The 23228-nt window shown below is 56.8% G+C and carries 17 protein-coding genes and 1 tRNA gene; 13 read left to right on the top strand and 5 right to left on the bottom strand.

Annotation, left to right across the window (positions count from 1 at the left end; all coding sequences use genetic code 11):
• Window positions 1-388: 388 nt before the first annotated feature.
• The 5 genes from glgA to glgB all read right to left on the bottom strand — a co-directional run bounded on the left by glgA (window position 389) and on the right by glgB (window position 9957).
• Window positions 389-2695, bottom strand: a complete 2307-nt coding sequence (gene glgA, locus FGQ61_RS04370; RefSeq protein WP_171021507.1) for a glycogen synthase GlgA — start codon at window positions 2693-2695, stop codon at window positions 389-391.
• Window positions 2696-2785: 90 nt separating this feature from the next.
• Window positions 2786-3913: a glucose-1-phosphate adenylyltransferase subunit GlgD gene (gene glgD, locus FGQ61_RS04365; protein ID WP_138374691.1), complete on the bottom strand. Its 1128-nt coding sequence runs from the start codon at window positions 3911-3913 to the stop codon at window positions 2786-2788.
• Window positions 3914-3917: 4 nt separating this feature from the next.
• Entirely contained in the window at window positions 3918-5066 is a 1149-nt protein-coding gene (locus tag FGQ61_RS04360) for a glucose-1-phosphate adenylyltransferase (protein ID WP_006233920.1), read from the bottom strand.
• A 108-nt stretch (window positions 5067-5174) separates the two neighbouring features.
• Complete coding sequence (locus FGQ61_RS04355) at window positions 5175-7601, bottom strand: glycogen/starch/alpha-glucan phosphorylase (protein ID WP_138374690.1); 2427 nt, start codon at window positions 7599-7601, stop codon at window positions 5175-5177.
• 94 nt (window positions 7602-7695) lie between these two features.
• Complete coding sequence (gene glgB / locus FGQ61_RS04350) at window positions 7696-9957, bottom strand: 1,4-alpha-glucan branching protein GlgB (RefSeq protein WP_171021506.1); 2262 nt, start codon at window positions 9955-9957, stop codon at window positions 7696-7698.
• A 331-nt stretch (window positions 9958-10288) separates the two neighbouring features.
• On the opposite strand from glgB, the gene FGQ61_RS04345 reads away from it, so the two are divergent.
• The 13 genes from FGQ61_RS04345 to FGQ61_RS04285 all read left to right on the top strand — a co-directional run.
• Window positions 10289-10978 (top strand): HAD family hydrolase, encoded by a 690-nt coding sequence (locus FGQ61_RS04345; protein WP_138374689.1) that lies wholly within the window; start codon window positions 10289-10291, stop codon window positions 10976-10978.
• A gap of 9 nt (window positions 10979-10987) precedes the next feature.
• The gene (locus FGQ61_RS04340; RefSeq protein WP_138374688.1) at window positions 10988-11629 is read left to right on the top strand and encodes a thiamine diphosphokinase; all 642 of its coding nucleotides are present in this window, start codon (window positions 10988-10990) and stop codon (window positions 11627-11629) included.
• A gap of 116 nt (window positions 11630-11745) precedes the next feature.
• A tRNA-Ala gene (locus FGQ61_RS04335) sits at window positions 11746-11821 on the top strand.
• Between the two features lie 772 nt (window positions 11822-12593).
• On the top strand, window positions 12594-13139 hold the full coding sequence (gene loaP / locus FGQ61_RS04330; RefSeq protein WP_249360935.1) for an antiterminator LoaP: 546 nt from the start codon (window positions 12594-12596) through the stop codon (window positions 13137-13139).
• 54 nt (window positions 13140-13193) lie between these two features.
• Window positions 13194-13988, top strand: a complete 795-nt coding sequence (locus FGQ61_RS04325; protein ID WP_212745436.1) for a sugar transferase — start codon at window positions 13194-13196, stop codon at window positions 13986-13988.
• Entirely contained in the window at window positions 13988-15190 is a 1203-nt protein-coding gene (gene cps2T, locus FGQ61_RS04320) for a beta 1-4 rhamnosyltransferase Cps2T (protein WP_138374686.1), read from the top strand. The genes FGQ61_RS04325 and cps2T overlap by 1 nt, the downstream gene beginning before the upstream one ends.
• On the top strand, window positions 15191-16402 hold the full coding sequence (locus FGQ61_RS04315; protein ID WP_138374685.1) for a glycosyltransferase: 1212 nt from the start codon (window positions 15191-15193) through the stop codon (window positions 16400-16402).
• Window positions 16395-17249 carry a glycosyltransferase gene (locus FGQ61_RS04310; protein ID WP_138374684.1) on the top strand — a complete coding sequence of 285 codons (855 nt, stop codon included), beginning with the start codon at window positions 16395-16397 and terminating at the stop codon, window positions 17247-17249. Before FGQ61_RS04315 ends, FGQ61_RS04310 begins: the two co-directional genes overlap by 8 nt.
• A complete protein-coding gene (locus FGQ61_RS04305; protein WP_138374683.1) occupies window positions 17246-18388 on the top strand; it encodes a glycosyltransferase family 4 protein in 1143 nt (380 codons plus the stop codon). The genes FGQ61_RS04310 and FGQ61_RS04305 overlap by 4 nt, the downstream gene beginning before the upstream one ends.
• A 1-nt stretch (window position 18389) precedes the next feature.
• On the top strand, window positions 18390-19685 hold the full coding sequence (locus FGQ61_RS04300) for an O-antigen polymerase (protein ID WP_138374682.1): 1296 nt from the start codon (window positions 18390-18392) through the stop codon (window positions 19683-19685).
• A 6-nt stretch (window positions 19686-19691) separates the two neighbouring features.
• Window positions 19692-21149: an oligosaccharide flippase family protein gene (locus FGQ61_RS04295; protein ID WP_138374681.1), complete on the top strand. Its 1458-nt coding sequence runs from the start codon at window positions 19692-19694 to the stop codon at window positions 21147-21149.
• A gap of 60 nt (window positions 21150-21209) precedes the next feature.
• Entirely contained in the window at window positions 21210-22469 is a 1260-nt protein-coding gene (locus tag FGQ61_RS04290) for a nucleotide sugar dehydrogenase (RefSeq protein WP_138374680.1), read from the top strand.
• Between the two features lie 311 nt (window positions 22470-22780).
• Window positions 22781-23228 (top strand): sugar nucleotidyltransferase (locus tag FGQ61_RS04285; protein WP_171021504.1); only part of this gene is annotated, 448 nt, incomplete at its 3' end.

Below are 23228 nucleotides of genomic sequence, written 5' to 3'. Positions count from 1 at the left end.
CTTTACGCACAGGATGTAAGTATATCTGTTGTACACAGGCTGTATAAACAACATCCGTTTACCATCGGCGAACGGTTGTCCTAGAAAATCGTTTTACCACCCAAATTATCGCGATATTCAAAAACGTCTATACCGATACTATTTGTAGTTAAACAAAAGTACCTCGGTTTACTACGATGAATTGGATGATCTCAACCACGGTCATTATGATGATATTAAAACCGCAGGTAGAAGCGTTGCCAATTTCATAGAATACTCTCCGTGGTCGGCCGGAGCCATTTTGTCGTAGTAAACCGGCCCTTTATTTAATAGAGAAGTTCAACGCAATAGAGGGCGCCTGGTTGGGGCGCCCTCTATTGCGTTGATGATTAAGTTTTAATCGTCCGGATTAGCGGCGCTTGCGGGCAGTCGTAGCCTTGCGGACGGAGGTCTTCTTGGTAGGAGCCTTTTCCTCGGCCGGAGCGGCGGGGGAGACCGGGGCCTCCTTGGCGGACTCGGTCTTTGCCTTAGCCTTGGGAGCGGCCTTAACCTCGGCAGTCTTCGGGGTCGGCTCGGCCTTTACTGCGGGCTTTTCCTCGACCTTGGCCTCCGCCTTGGGAGCAGCAGCCTTGGTCGTGGTCTTCTTGGCCGTCGTCGTGGCGCGCTTGCGCGCGGTGGTCTTGGCGGCCGGCTTTGCCTCGATAGCTGCCTCGGCCTTGGGCTCGGCACCCGCCTCCTCGACCTTGACGGCTGGTTTTGCAGCAACCTTCGGGGTCATCTTTGCGGTAGCCTTCGTCGTAGTAGCCTTGGTCGTCGTCGACTTCGTAGTCGTGGCCTTTTTGGCGGTTGCGGTCTTGGGCGCGGTCGTCTTCTTGGAAGGGGTCTTAGCCGGAGCCTTTGCCACAGGCTTAGCCTCGGCGGCCTCGTCCTTTACCTCGTGAGCGGCCTCGGCCTCGGCTGCCTTCTTGGCGGCTGCGGTGGTACGCTTGCGTGTGGTAGTTGCCTTGGCAGCGGTGGTCTTGCTCGCAGCGGCCTTCGTGGTCGTGGCCTTCTTAGCCGTCGTCTTGCGGGCCGTCGTCTTCTTGGCGGCAGGCTTCGCCGCAGGCTTAACCTCGGCCTCGGCAGCGGGCTTCTCCTCGGCCTTGGACTCCTTGGCAGCAGCGGGCTCCTTAACGGGCGCCGCAGGCTCGGCCTCAGCAGCAACCGGCTCCTCGACAGCCTCAGCAGCCTCCACAGCCGCCGGGCGCTCAATCTCCGGGTGCATAAAGAAGTACAGATCAAGATACTTATCGGCCGAGCGCGTCCAGCTAAAGTCCTGGCTCATGGCCTGCGTGACCAGCTGATTCCATGCCTCGCGGTTATCCCAGAACAGGCGAGCCGCGCGGAACACCGCGTCGCCCATCTCATCGCCGTTAAAGTTGCTAAACGAGAAGCCCGTGCCCTCGCCGGTAAACTCGTTATACGGCTGCACGGTGTCCTTCAGGCCACCGGTTTCGCGCACGATGGGCAGGGTGCCGTAGCGCATGGCGATGATCTGCGACAGGCCGCAGGGCTCAAACTTCGAAGGCATCAGGAACATGTCGGCGGCGGCATACATGCGCTGCGACAGCGCCGGGTCAAACTCGATGCGCGCGGCCATGGTGCCGGGGTACTTGTCCTGGAAGTAGCGCAGTCCGTCCTCGTAGTCGCGGTCGCCGGTGCCCAGCACGGCCACCTGAACGCCGCCGGCCAGGATGCGGTCGAGCGCGTACATGACCAGGTCCATGCCCTTTTGACGCGTCAGGCGCGTGACCATCACCATGAGCGGGCGGTCGTCTCGAACCTCGAGCCCCAGCTCTTCCTGCAGCTTGGCCTTGCACACGGCCTTGCCGGAACGGTCGTCAACCGTGTAGTTGGCGGCAATACGCTTGTCGGTCGCGGGGTCAAAGCCCGCCACGTCAATGCCGTTCAAAATGCCCTGCAGCGCATAGGAGCGCTCGCGCAGCACACCGTCCAGGCCCTCGCCAAACTCGGGCGTCTGGATCTCGCCCGCGTAGGTGGGGCTCACCGTGGTGATGGCATCGGCATAGTGCAGCGCGCCCAGCATGTAGTTGATGCTGCAGGCGTCGCAGCGCAACTGCGTAGCTGCCGCCGGAATATGCGCCACACCCAGGATGTCCTCCATCACGGTGTCGCTAAACTGGCCCTGGAACGCCACGTTGTGGATCGAGAACACGGTCTTGACGCGCTCGTACAGCGGCAGACCCTGGTAGAACTCGCGCAAGAATACGGGCGCCAATGCCGTCTGCCAGTCGTTGCAGTGCAGGATGTCGCACTCAAAGCCCTCGGGCAGGTGCTGCAGGCTCTCGGTAATGGCCTTGGAGAAAAACGCGAAGCGCTCGCCGTCGTCAAAGAAGCCGTACGGATAGTCGCGCGCAAAGTAGCGCTCGTTGTCGATGAACATATAGGTGACGCCGTCGTGCTCGAGCTTCTCGAGCCCGCAGTACTCGTTGCGCCAGCCCAGGCTCACGTAAAAGTCGGAGAAGTGCTCCATCTGCGCCTTGTACTCGTCCTTGATGGTGGCGTACTTGGGCACCATCACGATGACCTCGGCGCCGGCGCGCACAAGCGCCGCAGGCAGCGAGCCCGCCACGTCACCCAGGCCACCGGTCTTCACAAACGGTGCGCACTCGGCCGAGGCAAACACGATCTGCATCTTTTTGCTGGAATCAGCCATATTGTCTCCCATGTTGCAATTCGAGAATAGCCGCCTGGCGCTAACCGGGCGGCTATTCTACATGTTACGAGCGATGTTGCGGTGCCAACGTTAACGTACGATGGTGGTGTCGGAAGTTAACGGAGCCTTGCCCAGCACCAGGATGTTCTCGGGCGTGCCGCGAAGCTCGGTGTTGGTGGGAACCACGTTGTTCTTGTCCAGAATGGCATTCTCGACGCGGGCGCCGCTCTTGATGATGCAGCTCTGGTTGATGATCGAGTTGGTCACCGATGCGCCCTCCTCAACCACAACGCCGCGCGACAGGATCGAATTGCGCGCGGTGCCCTTGATGATGCAGCCGGCCGAGATGATCGAGTTGCAGGCGTGGCTGCCGGTCGCATAGCGCGAAGGCGGCACGTCGTGAGCCTTGGTCAGGATCGGGCGCTCGGGATCAAAGAGCTGGTCGGCGACGGTCTGGTCGAGCAGGTCCATGCTGCGGCGATACAGTGACTTCTCGCTAAATACGCCCACGACCTCGCCCTTGTACTCGTAGCTGCACACGTCGATGTTGCCAAAGTCGCCCTGGAGTGCCTCGAGCAGGTCCAGATAGTCGGCGGCCTGGTAGTGGTCGATGATCTCGAGCAGCGTCTCGCGATTGACGATGCAGCAGTCCATAGAGGCGTTGTCGCCGTACACGACGCCGGCGCTCACGCCCGTCAGGCGGCCGTTCTCGTTAATCTCGAGCTTGGTCTCGTCATCGACGTTGCGCGTGGCCTTGCAGTACACCACGGTCATCTGGGCACCGGAGTTCTCGTGCGCCTCGATGATGGTGTTGAGGTCCATGTTAAAGATGATGTTGGTGCCCATCATCACAACATAGGGCTTGTCCGAGCGCTGGAACAGCGTCTTGTTGGAGATGATGTCGCGCAGCAAGAAGCGCATGCCGCCCTTGGTGGTGCCATACGCGTTGCCGGGCACCATGAACAGGCCGCCCTTCTTGCGGTCCAGGCCCCAGTCCTTGCCCGAGCCCACGTGGTCGATCAGGGAGCGGTAGTTACCCGGCATGACGACGCCGACGGTCTTGATGCCGGCATTCATCATGTTGGACAGCGGGAAGTCGATCAGGCGGTAGCGGCCCAAAAACGGTACGGACGCAATGGGGCGGTCCTTGAGCAGCACGCTGCCGTAGGTCGAAGAGTAGTTAGCGGTGATATAACCGATGGCCTTGCGATTGATCATCGGATCATTCCCCCTTCCCGATAACGACGTCATTTCCAACGACGGCCGTATCCTTGGTGGTATCGACAGAGCCGAGCTTCACGCCCTCTTCGACCGTGGAGTTCTCGCCCAGAATAGCGCGGCATATGTGCGCACCGCTCTTAACGTGCGCACCCGGCAGCAGCACGGAGTCCTCGACCACGGCGCGCTCCTCGATGATGACATCGGTCGAAAGGATTGAGTGGCGAGCGGTGCCGTAAATCTTGCAGCCGTTGGAGACCAGGCAGTCATCCAGGCGGCCGTCCGGGCCAATGTAGTGCGGCGGACGCGTGGTGATGTTGGACATGATGGGGAAGTGCTTGTCGAACAGATCGAACTCAGGGTTGTTGCCCAGCAGGTCCATCGAGGTCTCGTGGAAGCTGGCGATGGTGCCGACGTCCTTCCAAAAGCCGTGGAACTCGTAGCTGTACAGGCGCTTGCCCTCGCCGAGCAGCTTGGGGATGATGTCCTTGCCAAAGTCGTGGCTCGAGCGCTGGTCCAGAGCGTCCTCCTCGAGTGCTTCGATCAGCACGTCGGCCGAGAAGATGTAGATGCCCATGGACGCGAGGTTCGAATCGGGCTTATCGGGCTTCTCGGTGAACTTGGTGATGCGGCCGTCCTCGGGGTCGGTGGTCAGGATGCCAAAGCGGCTGGCCTCCTCCCACGGCACGGGCATAACGCTCACCGTGAGGTCGGCGTTGTTCTCGATGTGCGTCTTGAGCATCTTGCGGTAGTCCATGCGATACAGGTGATCGCCCGAAAGAATCAGGACGTACTTGGGGTCGTTGGCCTTGATGTAGTCGAGGTTCTGCGTAATGGCATCGGCCGTGCCCGCATACCAGGCACCACCGGTCTGCGTCTCGTACGGCGGCAGGATCGACACGCCGCCGTCGCGGCTGTCCAGATCCCACGCCTCGCCGGAGCCCACGTAGGCATGCAGCAGGTAGGGGCGATACTGCGTCAGAACGCCCACTGTGTCGATGCCCGAGTTGGAGCAGTTGGAGAGCGAAAAGTCGATAATGCGGAACTTGCCACCAAAGCTAACCGCCGGCTTGGCGATCTTTTGGGTGAGTGCCCCCAATCGGCTGCCCTGTCCTCCTGCGAGGAGCATCGCGATGCATTCTTTCTTACTCATCGATTTCTCCTTCTGTCATCGATGTTCCTAAACCCATTAGCGACGGGCGCGGCGCAACGTCACGCCCGTCGAGTAATGCCGTGCTGGCATAGGGGAGCTCGCGCGCCTTTACGCGTGCCAGATCTCGTCGCGGTACTCGCGAATGGTGCGGTCGCTCGAGAACCAGCCACTCGAGGCGGTGTTGAGCAGGGCCTTGCGGTTCCAGGTCTCCTGGTCGCCGTAGCTGCCGGTGAGCTTCTCCCACGCATCCACGTAGCTGCGGAAGTCTGCCATGACTAGGTCGGGGTCGTTGTTGTTCATGAGCTCGTTGTAGATGCTCTCGAAGTTGCCCGAAAGACCCGCAAAGGTGTTGTCCTTGAGCTCGTCCATCACGCGGCCCAGACGCTCGCGATCGTTGTTGAGCGTATCCCAGGCAAAGTAGCTGTTCGATGCCCAGAGCTGCTCGACCTCGGGAGCGGTCAGGCCAAAGATAGCCTCGTTCTCGCGGCCGGCCAGGTCGGCGATCTCGATGTTGGCGCCGTCGAGGGTGCCCAGCGTAATGGCGCCGTTCATCATGAGCTTCATGTTGGACGTGCCCGAGGCCTCCTTGCCGGCCGTGGAGATCTGCTCCGAAATCTCGGCGGCGGGGTAGATGAGCTGGGCGTTGCTCACGCGGAAGTTGGGGATAAAGCAGACCTTCATGACCTCGTTGACGCGCGGGTCGTTGTTGATGACGTCGGCCACGGAGTTAATGAGGCGGATGGTCTCTTTGGCGAAGGTGTAGCTCGAGGCAGCCTTGCCGCTAAAGATGAAGGTCGTCGGCGTCACGTGGAAGTTGGGATCCGCGATGCGACGGTTGTAGATGTCCATCACCTTCATGATGTTCATGAGCTGGCGCTTGTAGGCGTGGAAGCGCTTCACCTGAACATCGAAGACGGTGTTGGGGTCGATGACCAGACCGGTCTCGGCCTTAACGTAGGCGGCCAGGCGCTCCTTGTTGGCACGCTTGGAGGCACCAACGGCCTTCAGGAACTCGGTGTCGTCCTTAAACTCCTTGAGTTTCTCCAGCTCAAAGGCGTCCTTCAGCCAGCCATCGCCAATGGCCTCGGTCACGAGCTTGGCGTAGGTGGGGTTGGCCTCGGCAAAGAAGCGACGGTGCGAGATGCCGTTGGTCTTGTTGTTGAACTTTTCGGGCGTCAGGGCATAGAAGTCCTTGAGCACGATGTTCTTGATGATGTCGGAGTGAATCTTGGCCACGCCGTTGACGCTGTGGCTGCAGATCACGGACAGGTTGGCCATGCGAATCTCGCCGTCCCATAGAATGGCGGTCTGGCGCAAACGCTCCTGCCAGCCCTCCTGGGTGGTGTCGAACGACTCGTGCCAACGACGGCTGATCTCATCGATGATCTGATACACGCGGGGGAGGAGCTTGGAGAACGTGCCGATGGGCCACTTCTCCAAGGCCTCGGGCAGGATGGTGTGGTTGGTGTAGCTCACGACCTGCGTCACGATGTTCCAGGCGTCGTCCCACTCGAGCTTCTTCTCGTCGATGAGGATGCGCATGAGCTCGGGGCCGCACATGGCGGGGTGCGTGTCGTTGGTGTGGATGGCCACAAACTGCGGCAGCAGGTCCCAGTTCTCGCCGTGCTCCTTCTCAAAGGTGTCGAGCAGGCTGTAGATGCCGGCCGAGACAAACAGGTACTCCTGCTTCAGGCGCAGCAGACGGCCGTGCTCGCCGGCGTCGTTGGGGTAGAGGATGGCGCTGATGGCCTCGGCCTCGGCGCGCTCGGCGTCGGCCAGGGCATAGTCGCCGCGGTTGAAGGCCTCAAGGTCAAAGTGCTCCTCAACCGGCTCGGCGGCCCAGACGCGCAGCTTGTTGACGGTCTCGCCGGCATAGCCCACAACGGGGATGTCATAGGGAACGGCCAGGATATCCTGCGTGTCCACCGTGCGGTAGAACGTGCGGCCGTTCTCCTCAAAGCCCTCAACATGGCCACCAAACTTGATGGTCACGGCCTTGTCCTGACGGCGGACCTCCCAGGGATAGCCGTGGGTGAGCCATTCGTCGGTGGCCTCGACCTGGCTGCCGTTGACGATTTCCTGCTTAAACAGGCCGTAGCGGTAGCGCATGCCGTTGCCGTAGCCGGCAATGCCCTCGGCTGCCATGGAATCCAGGAAGCATGCGGCCAGACGGCCCAGGCCACCGTTGCCCAGAGCCGGATCGGGCTCCTGGTTCTCGATGACGGACAGGTCGAAGCCCATGTCGTCGAGCGCCTCGGCGACCATGTCGCGCACGCCAAAGTTGAGCAGGTAGTTGTCAAGCAGGCGGCCGATCAAAAACTCGATCGAGAAGTAGTACACGCGCTTCTTGCCCTCGGCGGTGACGCGGGCGTCGCTCTTGGTGGCAACGGTGCGTGCCTTCTCGGCCACGAGCTTGGCCAGGGCGTTAAAGCGGTCCAGATCGCTGGCAGCCTCGACGCTCTTGCCGCTGATGCTCATGACGGCATCGCGATAGAGCTCGGTAAACTCCTGCTTGTTGTCGAAGATCTTATTCATACGTTCCTTTCCCCCGGGGATGTTTCTCCCGGAACGGTTATGACTTGTATCCTACGCCCCCGCGGGGCGGGTAATTACAGCTGTAACGCTTTTGTTACGCATCCTTGGCAGATGGCTTAACAGCAGCTGCCTTGGCCTTGGGAGCAGCCTTTTTAGTGGATGCCTTTTTGGCCGTGCTGGACTTGGCCGAAGCCTTGGCAGCAGACTTGGCAGCCTTCGTCTTAGCCGGAGCCTTCTTAGCAGCCGCGGTCTTGGGCTTTACCGAGGACGTCCGCTTGCGCGTCGCCTTCTTGGGCTCTTTAACCACGGGCGGCTTATAGCTGCTGGGACCGCGGCGCTTAAGCACCACGCCTGCCAGGCCGGGCACCTTAATTTCGATGGAGTCCATCTGCCCGTTCCAGGGATAGGGCTCGCTCGAGCAGGTGTAGGGCTCCTCGCCGGCGTAGCCGCTGCCGCCAAACTCGGGACGGTCGGAATCGAAGATGACCTCCCAATCGCCCTCGCGCGGCACGCCCACGCGGAAGCTCTCATAGCTCGCCGGGTCAAAGTTGATCAGGATCACCAGGTCGTCATCGACGTCCTCGCCCTGACGGACAAAGCTCACGATGGACTGCTTGGAGTTGTCCGCGTCGATCCAGGTAAAGCCATCGTCGGTGTAGCCGCGCTCGTACAGGGCGGGCTCGGCGGTATACAGGTGGTTAAGCGCCTTGATAAACGCCTGATGATGACGGTGGGTCTCGTACTCCTCGGTCAAGAACCACTGAATGGACTCGTAGTAGCGCCATTCAATAAACTGGCCGATCTCGTTGCCCATAAAGTTGAGCTTGGCACCGGGGTGCGTCATCTGGTAGAAGGCCAGCGTGCGCAGGCCGGCAAACTGGCGCCACCAGTCGCCCGGCATGCGGCCGATGAGCGAGCACTTGCCATGCACGACTTCGTCGTGGCTCAGCGGGCAGATGAAGTTCTCGGTAAAGGCGTACATGATGGAGAACGTGAGCAGGCCGTGGTTGCCGGGGCGCCACGGAAAATCGGTCTGCATGTAGTGCAGGGTGTCGTTCATCCAGCCCATGTCCCACTTGTAGTGGAAGCCCAGGCCGCCGTCCTGCGGCGGATAGGTCACGAGCGGCCATGCGGTGGATTCCTCGGCCATCATCATCACGTCGGGGTAGTGCGCCTCTACGGCACAGTTGACCTGACGGATAAACGCGCTGGCGTCCAGGTCCTCCTCGGTACCGTACTTGTTGAACTTCTTTTGGCTGGGATCGTCAATGCCAAAGTTGAGGTACAGCATACTGGACACGCCGTCCATGCGAATGCCGTCCACGTGGAAGTTCTCAAGCCAGTACAGCACGTTGGAGACCAGGAAGGAGCGGACCTCGCCGCGGGCGAAGTCAAACTTGTGCGTGCCCCAGTTGGGGTGAATCTCGTGCTCAAACAGCATGTGGCCGTTAAAGGTGGCAAGGCCGTGGGAGTCGGCGCAAAAACCGCCGGGTACCCAGTCCATGATCACGCCGATGCCTGCCTCGTGGCATGCATCGATAAAGTGCATGAGCTGCTGCGGGTTGCCGTAGCGCGACGTTGCGGCGTAATAGCCGGACGTCTGGTAGCCCCAGGAGCCATCGAAGGGATGCTCCATAAGCGGCATGACCTCGATATGCGTATAGCCCATGTCGCGTACGTAGTCCACGAGCTCCACCGACAGGTCGTCGTAGGTATAGAACTCGCCGCGCTGCGCGGGGAAGGGATCCATGGGTCCGGGGTAGTTGCCGTACTCGTCGGGCTCGCCCTGCGGCGCGTCGCCGTGGCGCTTCCACGAGCCAATATGCACCTCGTAGATGTTAAGGGGCTGCGACATGTGGTTATGGCTGGCGCGGCGCTTGAGCCATGCGGCGTCGTTCCAATTGTAGCCATCGAGGGTCCACAGCACGCTCGCGGTACCCGGAGGGCACTCGGCCTTAAAGGCGTACGGATCGGCCTTGTAGAGCTTTTCGCCCTCGTTGGTCTCGATGAGATACTTATAGAGCTGGCCCTGCTCGGCGCCAGGAATAAAACCTTCCCAAATAGCACTCGTATGCATGGGCGCCAGTGGGTTGGCTTCCTCGTCCCAGTCGTTAAATTCACCAATGACATGGACGCTCTTTACGTCGGGAGCCCAAACGCAAAAACGCCAGCCGCGCGTACGGTTCTGCGTGTCGGGGTGCGCGCCCATCTTTTCCCAGCTGCGCTCCCACGTACCGATGCCAAACAGATAGACATCGTCCTTGGTGAGCTCCGGCGCGTGCGGGGCGGCTTTACGGATAGCAGGCTTTTTGGTTGCTGGCTTTAGCTTTGTATCGCTCACGTTTGATCCCATCATGACGCGGCAGCGTGTTGCCTTGGTGACTAGATGCGAAAGGTCCAAGGCTGCACGAATCGAAGGGACGGCGATAGTTCTATGATTCGTTCCACCTCGCGTGCTCGGTGGAACTTTCGGCAGAAACTACGATAACACCTGTGCGTTAGTTTTATGGACGAAAGCGGATTTGCGGGGGCGTTTAATCGGTAAGCGACATGTTTATACCACTGGCAGAATTGACGTGGTAAAACTCTTGACAGTTTTACCAATTTGGGTTTCAAAATTGTTTGGCTGACGTTTGGTAAAACGTTTTTAGCAGGATGTTTACCATTTGATATCGAAAGGTTCGTTTATGTCCCATACCGCCGCTCCCAAGGTTGCTTTTATTTTCGATTGCGACGGCACGCTGGTTAATAGCACCCCCGTTTGGGCCTATGCACAGCCCGAGTTATTGCACCGCCACGGTGTCGACGTGACCGTGGATGACTTTGCCCAATTTGAGCACCTGTCGCTGGAGGACGAGTGCCAGGCCTACCACGACACGTGGGGCATTGGCGCGAATGGCGAGGAGCTGTATCGCGAGCTGGGCGAGATTTTGATTGATGGGTACTCCAAGGTGCCGCCGCGCGAGGGTCTCCTGGCATTTTTGGAGCAGGCGAAGGCGGCGGGCATTGCCATGTGCGTGGCTACGTCCACGCCGGCCGAGCTGGTGCAGTCCGCGCTCGCTGGTGCCGGGCTCGACGCTTACATGGAATTTGTTACCACGACGGGCGAGGCAGGACGCTCCAAACAGTTCCCCGACGTATACGAGCTGGCGCTGCGCCGCCTGGAAGAGCGCCATGGGCACAAGTTTGAGCGCGCATGGGTGTTTGAGGACGCCGTTTTTGGCCTTAAGAGCTCTGGGGTCGCCGGCTTTAAGCGCGTGGGCATCTATGACCCGCACGGCCGCATGAAGCGCGACGAGGTGCGTTCCAACTGCGATATCTTTATCGACAGCTATGAAGAGCTGGACCTTGACCGTGTGCTTTCGTTTGAGGGATAGGCGAGGGCTGTGGCTTGCAAAGTATTAGTGGTCTGCGGCTCGCCCGTGGTGGCAAGCGCGGGTCTGTTGCGTAGGCTAGCAGGGGAGTGCGACCACGTTGTCGCCGTGGACCGCGGACTCGACGCGCTGCTGGGCGCCGGCCTGGGCTGCGACGTGTATGTGGGGGATGCCGACACGGTGAGTGATGCGGGTCGTGCGTTGGTCGATGCCGCCACCGACTTTGAAGTTGAGCGCCACGACCCCTATAAGGACTATACCGACCTAGCGTTGGCTTTGGAGTCCGTGCGCCGCCGCTGGCCTGGTGCCGAATTAGTTGCGACTTGCGCCACCGGCGGCCGCCCGGATATGGCGCTTTCCGTACTGGGGCTGCTTGCAGGCTATGAGGATGCCCCCATCTGGATCGCCGAGGACAAGGTGGTCGCCCGCATCCTTCACGCAGGTGAGACGTGGACCATCGAGGGTGCCGAAGGCAAGACGTTCTCCATCATCGCCATTGCCCCCGGAACGGTGGTAAGCGAACACGGCCTAGAATGGGAGCTTGACCACAGCCCCCTGGGCCTGCTAGCCGACATGGGCATTAGCAACGTCGTCAGGGGTACAGCAAAGATCCAAGTCCACACCGGTACCGCCATCGCTTACCTCTACAAGTAAGGTCTATCGCATCAGGGTTTTAACCGCCGCCCCAGGAAAACCCGTAAGACGGAAAATCAATCCAAAATTCCCACTTGCATCCCCGAAGATCTTCCCCTATAGTACTACCTCGTCACGGGGGCGTAGCTCAGCTGGGAGAGCGCTTGACTGGCAGTCAAGAGGTCAGGGGTTCGATCCCCCTCGTCTCCACCATTGTGAATGCAAAGGCCTTCGGAATTCCGAAGGCCTTTTTTAATGCCAAAACACCATGCGCCACAAACCCCAACTACGCCAACAAAAAGTTGCACAAATTTTTTCCCGTGTCTGTACATAGTTTGTTAGCCAAACGCGATTATCAGTGTAGATCGCCGTTCCATTTGGGCATCAGGAACGCGCCTAATCACCGTCAGTACCTCAATAACCTGCATCAATGTGAACAACATCCCAAAACAACCCCCTTGAACACGTTAAATGAACGATAAGTTGTCCTCCACAAGCCAAATCAGTTTCACTAACAGCTTGTGCTAGGATACCTAACGTTACATGAGTTCAACTGTGCTCGCGGCTCCAGCAAGTTGCAAAGCGCAGGGTCGATCAGCATCCGGCCGTAACGGCGGTGCCAGAAACACCACGAGCTCCAATAAAGAAGTCATGCGACGTTATTAATTTGCATTGCTTTAATTCTAAGATGCATTAATAGCTTGTATGCCAAAGTGAAGCAGTCTTTCAGCTGTTTGCGTGCGGTCCAGTTTCGAATTCGCTTGACTGGATCGCACGCAGCCAGCTGAGGTCGTTGGTGTATTTGCGATACATGCCAACAACCTCAGCGCTGCTTTTGTATATACCGTTCACGGTGGGGCAGAGCCACGTGCTTGTCTGACTGGGCTCAGGGTTTGAATATGGAGCGCCTTCGCGCACAAGCGCACTGGCGAAGCCATACCAAAACCCCGTGAGCCACACGTAAGACAGCAAGGGGGTGGTGCTCGTGTGGTATGTGATTCAGGTCATTAACGGTCGCGAAGACGTAATGCGCGAGCGCATCGAGCGTATGGTGCCGGCTGGTGCCATGCAAGAGCTCTTTTATCCCCAATATCAAACGGAGATCAAAGTACACGGCGAATGGGTCAATACGACCAAGCCGCTCTTTCCCGGTTATCTTATCTGCGACACGGCAGATCCCCGTACCGTGCAACAGTACCTGCTGCGCATGGATGACTTTGCCCGGGTGCTTTCCCAGGACGGTCAGTTTGTGCCGTTGGCAAAAGAAGAGACCCAGCTCATTGGCAGTTTTACCAATAGGGGAGACCGCGTGGTGCCCATGAGCGAGGCCTTAAAAGAGGGCGACCAGGTCGTAGTGACGGCTGGTCCGCTGTTGGGCCACGAGGGCCTCATCAAAACCATTAATAGACGTAAATGCACTGCTTATCTGGAGCTCAACCTGTGCGGCCGACGCGTAACCACCCGCGTTGGCCTCGCGGTGCTTTCAAACGAACAGCGCGTCATGCGCAATCACAGAAAAGCGATCGCCTAGCTGCAAGCTCGCAAGCGGACGACCGAAAGCAAAAAAGTATCGGGGGAGGGGCTCTTGGAGCCTACGATAATGACCATGGAGCAGGGTGCACGGGAGACGTGCGCCGCTGCCATGGCGAATTCCGTCCCTGCCGCAGCGGGTGCTGCGGGGGATTACCTTACAAACGAAGAGGCCACCGAGATGCTGCGCGGTGCGAACTCCGGCGTGAAGCCCGAGCTTGGGCGCAGACTCTACCGCGTTGTTAAGCGTACGGTGGACATTGTCGCCGCCGGCGGAGCCTTGGTATTGCTCTTTATACCCGGGGTAATTCTGAGCATGGTCATTTGCATTAAGAGCCCGGGCGCCAGCCCCCTTTATTCGCAGTGGCGCGTGGGCCGCGTGCGCAAAGACGGCACATTCTACCTGTTTAAGATCTATAAGTTCCGCAGCATGGTGCCCAACGCAGACCAAATGCTCAAGGACTTGCAGGCTCAAAACGAGGCCACCGGCCCCATGTTTAAAATGAAGCACGACCCGCGCATTATTCCCGGCGTGGGCAACTTCATTCGCAAGCACAGTATCGACGAGCTGCCCCAGCTTATCAACGTGTTCTTGGGCCAAATGAACCTCATTGGCCCGCGCCCCGGCCTGCCGCGCGAGGTTGCCTTGTACAGCGAGCATGACATGAAGCGCCTTGCCGTAAAGCCCGGCTGCGGCGGGCCCTGGCAGGTAATGGGCCGCAGCTATCTGGGCTTCAACGAAATGGTTGAGCTGGATCTTCGCTACATAGAGAATCGCAGTCTGCTCCAGGACCTGCGGTTGATATTCGGAACGCTGAAGGCGATGCTCTCTGGGGAAGGTGCAGCTTAATGTCGGAAACACAACACATCTTCATTGTAGGCTCTAAGGGCATTCCGGGCAATTACGGTGGCTACGAGACCTTTGTCGACCGGTTGACCGAGGCGCACGAGGGCGACCCTCGCATCAGGTACCATGTGGCTTGCAAGGCCAGCGAGGATGGCGAGTTCGAGTATCACGGCGCCCGCTGCTTCAACGTGAAGGTTCCCGACGTGGGACCCGCCCAGGCAATCTTGTACGACGTTGCGGCGCTCGGCCGCGTCTGCCGCTACGTCGAGGACAACCACGTCAAGCACCCGATTGTTTACGTCTTGGCGTGCCGCATCGGGCCCTTCTGCGCCCACTTCCAGAAGCGTATCCACGCTTTGGGTGGAAGACTTTACGTGAACCCAGACGGGCACGAGTGGAAGCGCGCCAAGTGGAGCGCCCCCGTGCGCCGCTACTGGAAGGTCTCCGAGTCCATGATGGTCCGCAATTGCGATCTGCTGGTCTGCGACTCTAAGAACATCGAGAGGTACATCCACGAGGAGTACGATTCGCCGACCTATAGACCGGCCACTAAGTTTATCGCTTACGGTGCGGATACACATAGGAGCCCGCTTGCGGACGACGCCCCGAATTTTACTGGCTGGTGTGCCGAGCACGGGCTTTCGCCCAAGGGCTACTACCTCGTGGTTGGCCGCTTTGTGCCGGAGAACAACTACGAGACAATGATCCGCGAGTTCATGTCTAGCAGCACCGAGCGCGACTTCGCCTTGATTACCAACGTCAACGACAAGTTCCTCGCCGAGCTTGAGGAGCGGACGCACTACAGCCGCGACTCCCGCATTAAGTTCGTGGGCACGGTCTACGACCGTGACCTCCTCGCGAAGATCCGTGAGCAGGCCTACGGCTATTTCCACGGCCACGAGGTGGGCGGCACGAACCCGAGCCTGCTCGAGGCTCTGGGTTCCACCGACCTGAATCTGCTACTTGGGGTTGGCTTCAACCATGAGGTGGCCGAGGGCGCGGCCCTGTACTGGACCAAGGAGCCTGGCAATCTTGCCGCGCTGATTGCGCGTGCGGATGCCATGGACGCGGTCGAGATTTCCGAACTGGGTCGCCGCGCCAAGGCACGTGTCGCCATTGCCTACAGCTGGCAGCACATCGCCTACGAGTACGAGCGCCTGTTCCTCGAGGGGCCGCTGGCGGTCAAGGGCGAGGGGGAGGAGTAGATGGACCTCGTCATCTTCCCCTTCCAGGGAGCAAAAAAGTGGGCCAGCGAGGGATGGCGAACGCGCGATGCCCACCTTGTGGAGCATTTCCAGAAGGACCCACGCATTGGTAAGATGCTTGTCGTGGAACGGCCGGTTTCCCTGGCGGAGATAGTGGTCAAGAGGCAGGACTGGAGAGCCCCAGGTACGCGAGCAATTGCCGAGGAGTCCTCTCGAGCCCTCTCGCAGCTTGGCGACAAGACCTATTGCTTGGATTCTAAGCTTCCCGACTTCCTTAGGGTTGCTCGCGAGAAAAAGGCGTGGTGGTTCTCTGCACTGGAGAATCCAAAGACGATTGAGGCCATCAAGTGGGCAATGGCCAAGCTCGGTATCGAAAAGCCCGTGTTGCTGCTTCAGAATCCCATGTCTGTCGCTGTCGTTCCGCACCTTGGCCACTCGCTACTGGCGTTTGATGCCATAGACAACTGGCTTCACCACCCGCAGATGAAGTCGAACCATGAGCAAGTGGTGAAGAGCTACGAGTTCATTCGTGAGTGTGCGAACGTTATCACGACCGTCTCCAAAGCCCTTGCGGACGATTTCTCTGACGCACACACCAAGTCGGTGAACTGGATTCCCAATGGCGTGGATCCGGACTTCTTCGCTCCGGCTCGACATGCCTACGAAGGCGGTCCAATTACTGTTGGCTACATGGGAAAAATCCAGGATCGTGTGGACTTTGATCTTGTGCGTCGGTGTCTCGAGACTTATTCTGATATCAGTTTTAAATTCATCGGGCCGGCTTACTCCCAACAAGATGTTATTGACGGGCTGAAGAGGAGCTATGCCAACATCAGTTTTACCGGTGACGTGCGGTATGAGAACCTGCCCGAGGCTCTGCAGGAGGTCGATTTCGCGCTCATCCCCCACAAGGTTGATGAGTTTACGGCAAGCATGAACCCGCTCAAGCTCTATGAGTATCTTGCGGCAGGGAAGCCTGTAGTGTCTACGAGCGTTGCGGGCGTATCCGACATTTCTGATTTTGTGAAGGTTGCTGGCTCGCCGGATACCTTTGTAAAGTTTGTTGGCGAGGTTGCTGCTGCGGTGAGAGTTGGCTGCGTCAATCCTGCCAAGGTAGCGGCATCGATTCCGTCAGAGTGCACGTGGGAGCATCGTGCCGGACAGATTGTCGATTGTCTCGAGGCTGCAGTTGGGGGTGCGGCGAATGTCTAACCTCGGGTTTGTGATTCTGCACTTCAAGACGGCGGATGATACGCGGGCCTGCGTCGAGTCTATTCGACAGCATGTTCCAGGTGCCCATGTTGTCGTGGTGGACAACGGCTCTGGTAACGGATCTGGCAAATTGCTTGCGTCAGAGTACAAGGCTGATGAGGATGTACGGGTAATTCTTGAAGAGCGGAACCTGGGGTTTGCCCGCGGTAACAACGTGGGCATCAAGGTTGCGCGTTCCATTCCGGGTGTGCGTTTTGTAGTCGTGCTCAACAACGACACAAAGCTCTTGCAGGATGACTTCGAGAAGCTCGTCAACGACGAATACGCTCAAAGCCAATTTGCCGTATTGGGACCCCAGATTGAGACCTGGGACGGCAAGGTGGATTCCAGTCCGGCGCCGGGGCTTATCACAAGTCGTCAGCAAGCTCTCAAGCTTATTTACAAGAGAATGATTAAGTACGCGCTGTGCTTGGCACACCTTGAGGGACTTGTAAAGGAAGCTGGTACTGGCAAGATGGTCGATGTGTTCTATGACTATAACTGCCGGTATGAAGACGTGAAGCTTCATGGGGCTTGTCTCATTTTTTCGGATAAGTACTTCGAGAGGTATGAGGGTTTCTGCGATAAGACGTTCCTGTACTTTGAGGAGGACATCCTCTATTGGCGTGCGAAGCAGACGGGTCTCAAGATGGTCTATAACCCCAACCTGCGCATTTGGCACGCAGAGGATTCTTCGACAAACAGCACGGTTAAGAACAAGCGCGAGAAGAACCTGTTCGTGTTCAAGAATGAGATCAAGTCGTTGCGGGTTCTTAAAGATATTTTGAATGATACGAGCATGGAATGAAAATACTCTTTGTTACTCATAACAATAATGAAAAGAGTGGGGCAAACCGTTCGATTATAAGTCTAATTGAGCGGTTCAATAAAGATTACGAAGTTGTAGTTCTTGTAAACAAGACTGAGGGGAATCTGCCTGATGTCCTGGAGAAGCTGGGCATACAGGTAGTAAGAATGCGTTACTGGTGGTCATGTGTGCCAACGAGGTCATCGGTGGCGCGCAATGTCGCAGTTATTTCCCGTGGCTATCTGAGGCTTCTGCAAAATGAAGTCGCAGTTCGAAAGCTTGTCAAACTAATTAAAGACGAGAATATAGGGGTTGTCTATACAAATACGAGTACGATTACCTTTTCATCAAGGGCTGCGCAAAAGGCCAATGTTGCACATGTCTGGCACTTAAGAGAATTTGGGGACAAAGACTTTAATTTTAGGAGGCTGTTGCCGCGAAGTAGTTTTGTTAACAGGCTTAATTATGGTAAGTTGATAGCAGTTTCGAATTCGATAAGTGATTACTACAAGGGAATTAGTTCGAGCTGTGATATAGAGACTGTCTATAATGGACTTGACATTAGCTTATTTAAAAATAAGTTTATACCAAGGGTAGATAATAGTCTCAACCTACTAATTGTCGGACAGCTCTCTAAGAACAAAGGACAAGATCAGGCAATCAAAGCCGTCAAATTATTTAATGAAAAATACTCTCCGAACTACAAAGCTAGCCTATTTATAGCTGGTAGAGGAGACCAGTACTTTCTGCAATCAGAAATGAAAAAAGCAGGAAGTCCATATTATATTCACTATCTTGGGCAGGTTGAAAACCTGGCAGAAGTTAGAGCTAATATGCATGCAGCACTTGTCTGCTCCTCATCAGAAGCTTTTGGAAGGGTCACACTTGAGTCGATGCTAAGCGGCCTGCCGGTTATTGGTGCTGATACTGCTGGCACGGGAGAGCTTATCATTAATGGCATGAATGGTCTGCTTTATAAGAATAAAGACGAAAATGATCTGGCTCTAAAGATACACATGCTGCTCGATGATAGTTTACGAAAAAGATTGTCAGATGCTGCCTTCTTATATGCGAGTAACTTTTCAATTTCGCATACTTATGATGATATATCAACAATTATAATTAATCTGGATAAATAAAATGGAGCTGCTCTTTATCAGCTTGGTCTGCTTGACTAGCATAATTTTGACGACTTATTTTAATAGAACTATTTTGACACCTTTAGGAGTATTCGCAATACTGTGGATGATTATCTCCCTCTTCTCCTACATACATCTCTACGGTCTCTATGAAACAGAGACGCGGTCATACCTCTTGATCGCCTTAGGTTTGTTTGGATTCTCGTTGGGATGCGGCATTGCTCGTCCAATTACAGTAAAGCGCAATGCCAACACTCATAGCTACCATATCAGGACAGAGATTGTTGAAATACTCATATGCTTATCAATCCTTTTTTATGCCTACCTCTTATACAGGATATACATTGACCTTGGCAGCATTGATCTCTACTCAATCCAAAGATATAACAGGACTATGGATATCGAGTCTTTAATATCTTCATCTTCGATAAGATTATTTGGATCATTTATTGCGGGACCGGTATCTAGCTTAGCCCCAATCGTTGTTATAGCTCTATTTTTTACCGAAGGAATTAAAAGCAGATCAATTGTAGAGACCGCTCTGCTTTTAACTATTAAAATGCTCGCGACTGGCAGTCGCTCAACACTTCTGTTCCTTTTTATGTACGGTATTATCGCCTACAATATCAACAAAAATGTAGAAAAAGTTTATAAAGTAAAGAGGATAAAAAAAGGAATTAGCCTAAAGCTATTGGCGGTTCTTGTTTTAGGAATTGTATTGTTCGTCGCAATGACGCTTTCTCGCAATATGCAAGTTTGGAGAAGTCTCTATCTTGATTTAGCCATTCCTCCAATCATGTTTCAGAAATGGTCCGACAGCGTTACTGGCTATTCATTTGGGCAAGCATCCTTAGGTGGTTTCTTTTTTATTATTCTCTATCCCGTTCAGCTGCTACTAAGGCTACCTTTAATGCCGCTTGGCTTTCAAGAGGTATATGACCTGGTAAATTCTACAGTTTCTGATTGGATTATTGTCGGTTCAGGAGTTCCCGCTAATGCATATGTAAGTCTGTTTTGGTATTTCTACGCCGATCTCGGTGTCTTCGGTGTATTTCTAGGCTCGCTTTTATTCGGCATGTGGTGCAACTGGTGTTACCTTTCTTATTTAAATAATAAAGGATCTTTCGAGCTCTCTCTTTGCCTACTCATGTTTAGCACTATCGTCTTTTCCTTTGTTCGTTTGCAGTTTACCCTGCCGAATTATGCTTTGATGATTGTCCTGTTGGTTTTTGTTTTTTACGGACGAGGATCAAAGCAAGGAAATACTAGTTCCTCAAGACAATTAACGACTAGGTGATTCCTTATGCCTTCAGTGAAAAAGAACTTTATTTATAATATAGCTTATCAAGTTCTATTGCTCCTTCTTCCCTTAATCACCGCCCCCTATTTATCACGTGTAGTTGGTCCTTCTGGTTTGGGAACATATTCATTTACCTATTCTGTTTCTTATTACTTTGTTTTGTTTGCGATGCTTGGCATTAATAACTATGGCAATCGCTTAATCGCTAGGCTTAGATCAGACAAAACTAAGATGAGCAAGTCTTTCTGGGAAGTCTGGACGCTTCAGGCGTTACTAGGTTTAATTGCTGTATTCTTTTATTTGTTGTACTCGTTAAGCTCTTCGTTTGGGTCCATTGCATTTTCTTGGATATTCTACGTCATCTCTTCTATTTTTGATATTAACTGGTTCTTTTTTGGCCTTGAAGAGTTTAAGGTAACAGTCGGTCGTAATTTCTTAATTAAATTATTCACATTTGTTTTAATGTTTATAGTGGTTCGCGGTGAGCATGCCGTCTTTGCTTATTGCATGCTAATTAGTGGGTCCACTCTCGTATCTGTATTAATTCTTTGGCCCTTTCTGAGAGCGCGAATAATATGGGTTCGTCCCACAATTCGTGGGGTGACAACACATATAGTTCCAAACCTTGTTTTATTTGTCCCGGTCGTCGCGGTCTCCCTTTACACGGTCCTCGACAAGGTGATGCTCGGCCACATGAGCACGCTCGAGCAGACCGGGTTCTTCGAGAACTCCCTCAAGGTCTCCCAGATGCCCTTCACGCTCGTGACCGCTCTCGGCACGGTGATGCTCCCCAGGATGTCTAACCTTATCGCGTCCGGCAGGGAGGGGGAGGGGAGGCGTTACCTGGGCGTGTCGATGTGGCTCGCGCTCGGCCTTTCCCTGGCGTTCTCCTTCGGCATCGCCGGGGTGGCTCCGGTCCTTGCGCCGGTCTACTTCGGGCCGGGCTACCAGGCGTGCGTGCCGGTTCTCTGCGTACTCGTGCTCAACATGCCCTTCATGGCCTGGGCCAACGTCCTGAGGACACAGTACCTCATCCCCAAGGGCATGGACAGAGCCTACGTGCTCTCGGTCGTCGTCGGGGCGGCGGTCAACGTGGCCGCGAATGTTGCCCTCATCCCCAGGCTCGGCGCGCTCGGGGCGGCGTGGGGCACCACGCTCGCCGAGGTCGCCGTCTGCGTCGTCCAGGTGGTTGAGGTGAGGGGGATGCTCCCCCAGCGGCGCTGGCTCGGGGAGAACCTGCCCTTCGTCGCCGTCGGCGCCGCGATGTTCGTCGCGGTGCGCTGGCTCGGCTCTCTCATGGGCTTGCGTGTCGCGACGCTCGCGGCCCAGGTTCTCGTCGGCGGGATGCTTTTCGCCCTGCTCTCCTGGGCGTGGCTTGCGGCCAGCGGTAACCGCTACTGGCTCGACTTCGTCTTGCCCATGCTCAAAGGGACCGTTTCGAGGTTCCGCCGCAAGGCGTGAGCACTCACTGGCACCACAATTTTGTTTTTCACTTGATAACCGTATAGGAAGGAACCAGCAATGAAGGTAGCAGTCGCAGGCACCGGATACGTCGGTCTCTCGATGGCGGTGCTGCTCTCGCAGCACAACGAGGTCAGGGCGCTCGACATCGTGCCGGGGAAGGTGGAGAAGATAAACTCCTGGCGCTCGCCCATCAGGGACCGCGAGATCGAGCGCTTCATGCGCGAGGCGGAGGCGGGGGAGAGGGAGCTGTCCCTCCGCGCCACGCTCGACCCGGCCGAGGCCTACGCGGGGGCGGACTACGTCGTGGTGGCCACGCCCACGAACTACGACCCCAACAAGAACTTCTTCGACACCAGCTCCGTTGAGGCGGCCGTCGACGCAGTTCGTTCGGTGAACCCGAACGCCTGGATTGTCATTAAGTCCACGGTTCCCGTCGGCTATACCGCGCAGCTGCGCGAGGAGCGTGGCGACTCGCGAATCTTCTTCTCTCCCGAGTTCCTGCGCGAGGGCGAGGCGCTCTACGACAACCTGCACCCGAGCCGAATCGTTGTCGGCTGCGACAAGGACGATGTCGCAGCGGTCGAGGCCGCCAAGGGCTTCGCGGCGCTGCTTGCCGAGGGCGCCGCTCCCGAGGAGCGCTCCCGCGAGAACGCCGACGGCACGCGGGGCATCCCCGAGCTCGTGCTCGGCTCCACCGAGGCGGAGGCCGTGAAGCTATTCGCCAATACCTATCTTGCGCTGCGCGTCTCCTACTTCAACGAGCTCGACACCTACTGCGAGCTCCGCGGCCTCGCCACCGCCGACGTCATCGAGGGCGTGTGCCTCGAGCCTCGCATCGGCGAGGGCTACAACAACCCATCGTTCGGCTACGGCGGCTACTGCCTGCCAAAGGACACCAAGCAGCTGCTCGCGAACTACAGGGACGTGCCGCAGGACCTCATCGGCGCCATCGTGGCCTCCAACCGCACGCGCAAGGACCACGTGGCCGACGAGGTGCTCCAGCGCGTCAACCAGCTCGTGTACTCCGGCACCGCGGCGCCCACGGTGGGCGTCTATCGACTCACGATGAAGAGCGGCTCGGACAACTTCCGTGCGAGCTCCATCCAGGGCATCATGAAGCGCGTGAAGGCCAAGGGCGTGCCCGTGGTGGTCTACGAGCCCACGCTGGACGCTGGGGACTTCTTCGGCAGCGAGGTCACGCACGACCTGGAGGACTTCAAGTCGCGTTGCGACGTCATCGTCGCCAACCGCTGGAGCGACGAGCTCGCGGACGTCTCGGCCAAGGTCTACACGAGGGACCTTTTCAGGAGGGACTAGATAGTCCCCGCCTGGGATTCCTGCCGGGCTTTTACATGAACTATTTAGAGGCTTCAGGAGTAAAAGCCACGGTGAAGATGGACTACGGCTTCAGGAGCACGGACAATCTCATAGCGCTGCTGATGTTGAGATGCTCGGACGCGAAACCGCAGCTGCCGTGGAATCAGTCGACGTCGATAAGAAAAGCGGCTTAGTGAGTCAGCTTCCTAACCACACAAACTACCGAAGCCTCAGTCGTTTAGCAAAATAGGATATCTAAGTCTTATTTATCGCACGATTTAAACGCATTTCGATTGTAGAGGACAGATTATATGAAAGGCATCATCCTCGCCGGAGGTTCCGGCACGCGCCTGTACCCGCTCACGCTCGTCACCAGCAAGCAGCTGCTGCCGGTCTACGACAAGCCCATGATCTACTACCCGCTTAGCACTCTCATGCTGGCGGGCATCAGGGACATCCTGGTCATCTCCACGCCGACCGACCTGCCCAACTTCGAGCGCCTGCTCGGGGACGGCTCGCGCTACGGCGTGAACCTCTCCTACGCCGAGCAGCCGAGCCCTGACGGCCTCGCGCAGGCCTTCACCATCGGCGAGGAGTTCATCGCCGGCGAGCCGTGCGCCCTGGTGCTGGGCGACAACATCTTCTACGGCAACGGCCTGTCCCGCCACCTGACGCGCGCCGTCCAGAACGCCGAGTCGGGCCGCGCCACGGTCTTCGGCTACCACGTGGACGACCCCGAGCGCTTCGGCGTCGTGGAGT

This window comes from Collinsella aerofaciens (assembly GCF_005844325.1).
GTDB lineage: Bacteria > Actinomycetota > Coriobacteriia > Coriobacteriales > Coriobacteriaceae > Collinsella > Collinsella aerofaciens_G.
Note: the sequence above shows the minus strand (reverse complement) of the source record. Positions and strands in the feature narration are given on the sequence as shown.

What these genes read in the sequence shown, in the direction of transcription:
- FGQ61_RS04315 (WP_138374685.1), top strand. Translation starts at nt 15,191, where the DNA reads ATGGACCTCGTCATCTTCCCCTTCCAGGGAGCAAAAAAGTGGGCCAGC.
- FGQ61_RS04305 (WP_138374683.1), top strand. Translation starts at nt 17,246, where the DNA reads ATGAAAATACTCTTTGTTACTCATAACAATAATGAAAAGAGTGGGGCA.
- FGQ61_RS04360 (WP_006233920.1), bottom strand. Translation starts at nt 5,066, where the DNA reads ATGAGTAAGAAAGAATGCATCGCGATGCTCCTCGCAGGAGGACAGGGC.
- glgD (WP_138374691.1), bottom strand. Translation starts at nt 3,913, where the DNA reads ATGATCAATCGCAAGGCCATCGGTTATATCACCGCTAACTACTCTTCG.
- cps2T (WP_138374686.1), top strand. Translation starts at nt 13,988, where the DNA reads ATGTCGGAAACACAACACATCTTCATTGTAGGCTCTAAGGGCATTCCG.
- FGQ61_RS04290 (WP_138374680.1), top strand. Translation starts at nt 21,210, where the DNA reads ATGAAGGTAGCAGTCGCAGGCACCGGATACGTCGGTCTCTCGATGGCG.
- FGQ61_RS04295 (WP_138374681.1), top strand. Translation starts at nt 19,692, where the DNA reads ATGCCTTCAGTGAAAAAGAACTTTATTTATAATATAGCTTATCAAGTT.
- glgA (WP_171021507.1), bottom strand. Translation starts at nt 2,695, where the DNA reads ATGGCTGATTCCAGCAAAAAGATGCAGATCGTGTTTGCCTCGGCCGAG.
- glgB (WP_171021506.1), bottom strand. Translation starts at nt 9,957, where the DNA reads ATGATGGGATCAAACGTGAGCGATACAAAGCTAAAGCCAGCAACCAAA.
- FGQ61_RS04310 (WP_138374684.1), top strand. Translation starts at nt 16,395, where the DNA reads ATGTCTAACCTCGGGTTTGTGATTCTGCACTTCAAGACGGCGGATGAT.
- FGQ61_RS04300 (WP_138374682.1), top strand. Translation starts at nt 18,390, where the DNA reads ATGGAGCTGCTCTTTATCAGCTTGGTCTGCTTGACTAGCATAATTTTG.
- FGQ61_RS04355 (WP_138374690.1), bottom strand. Translation starts at nt 7,601, where the DNA reads ATGAATAAGATCTTCGACAACAAGCAGGAGTTTACCGAGCTCTATCGC.
- FGQ61_RS04345 (WP_138374689.1), top strand. Translation starts at nt 10,289, where the DNA reads ATGTCCCATACCGCCGCTCCCAAGGTTGCTTTTATTTTCGATTGCGAC.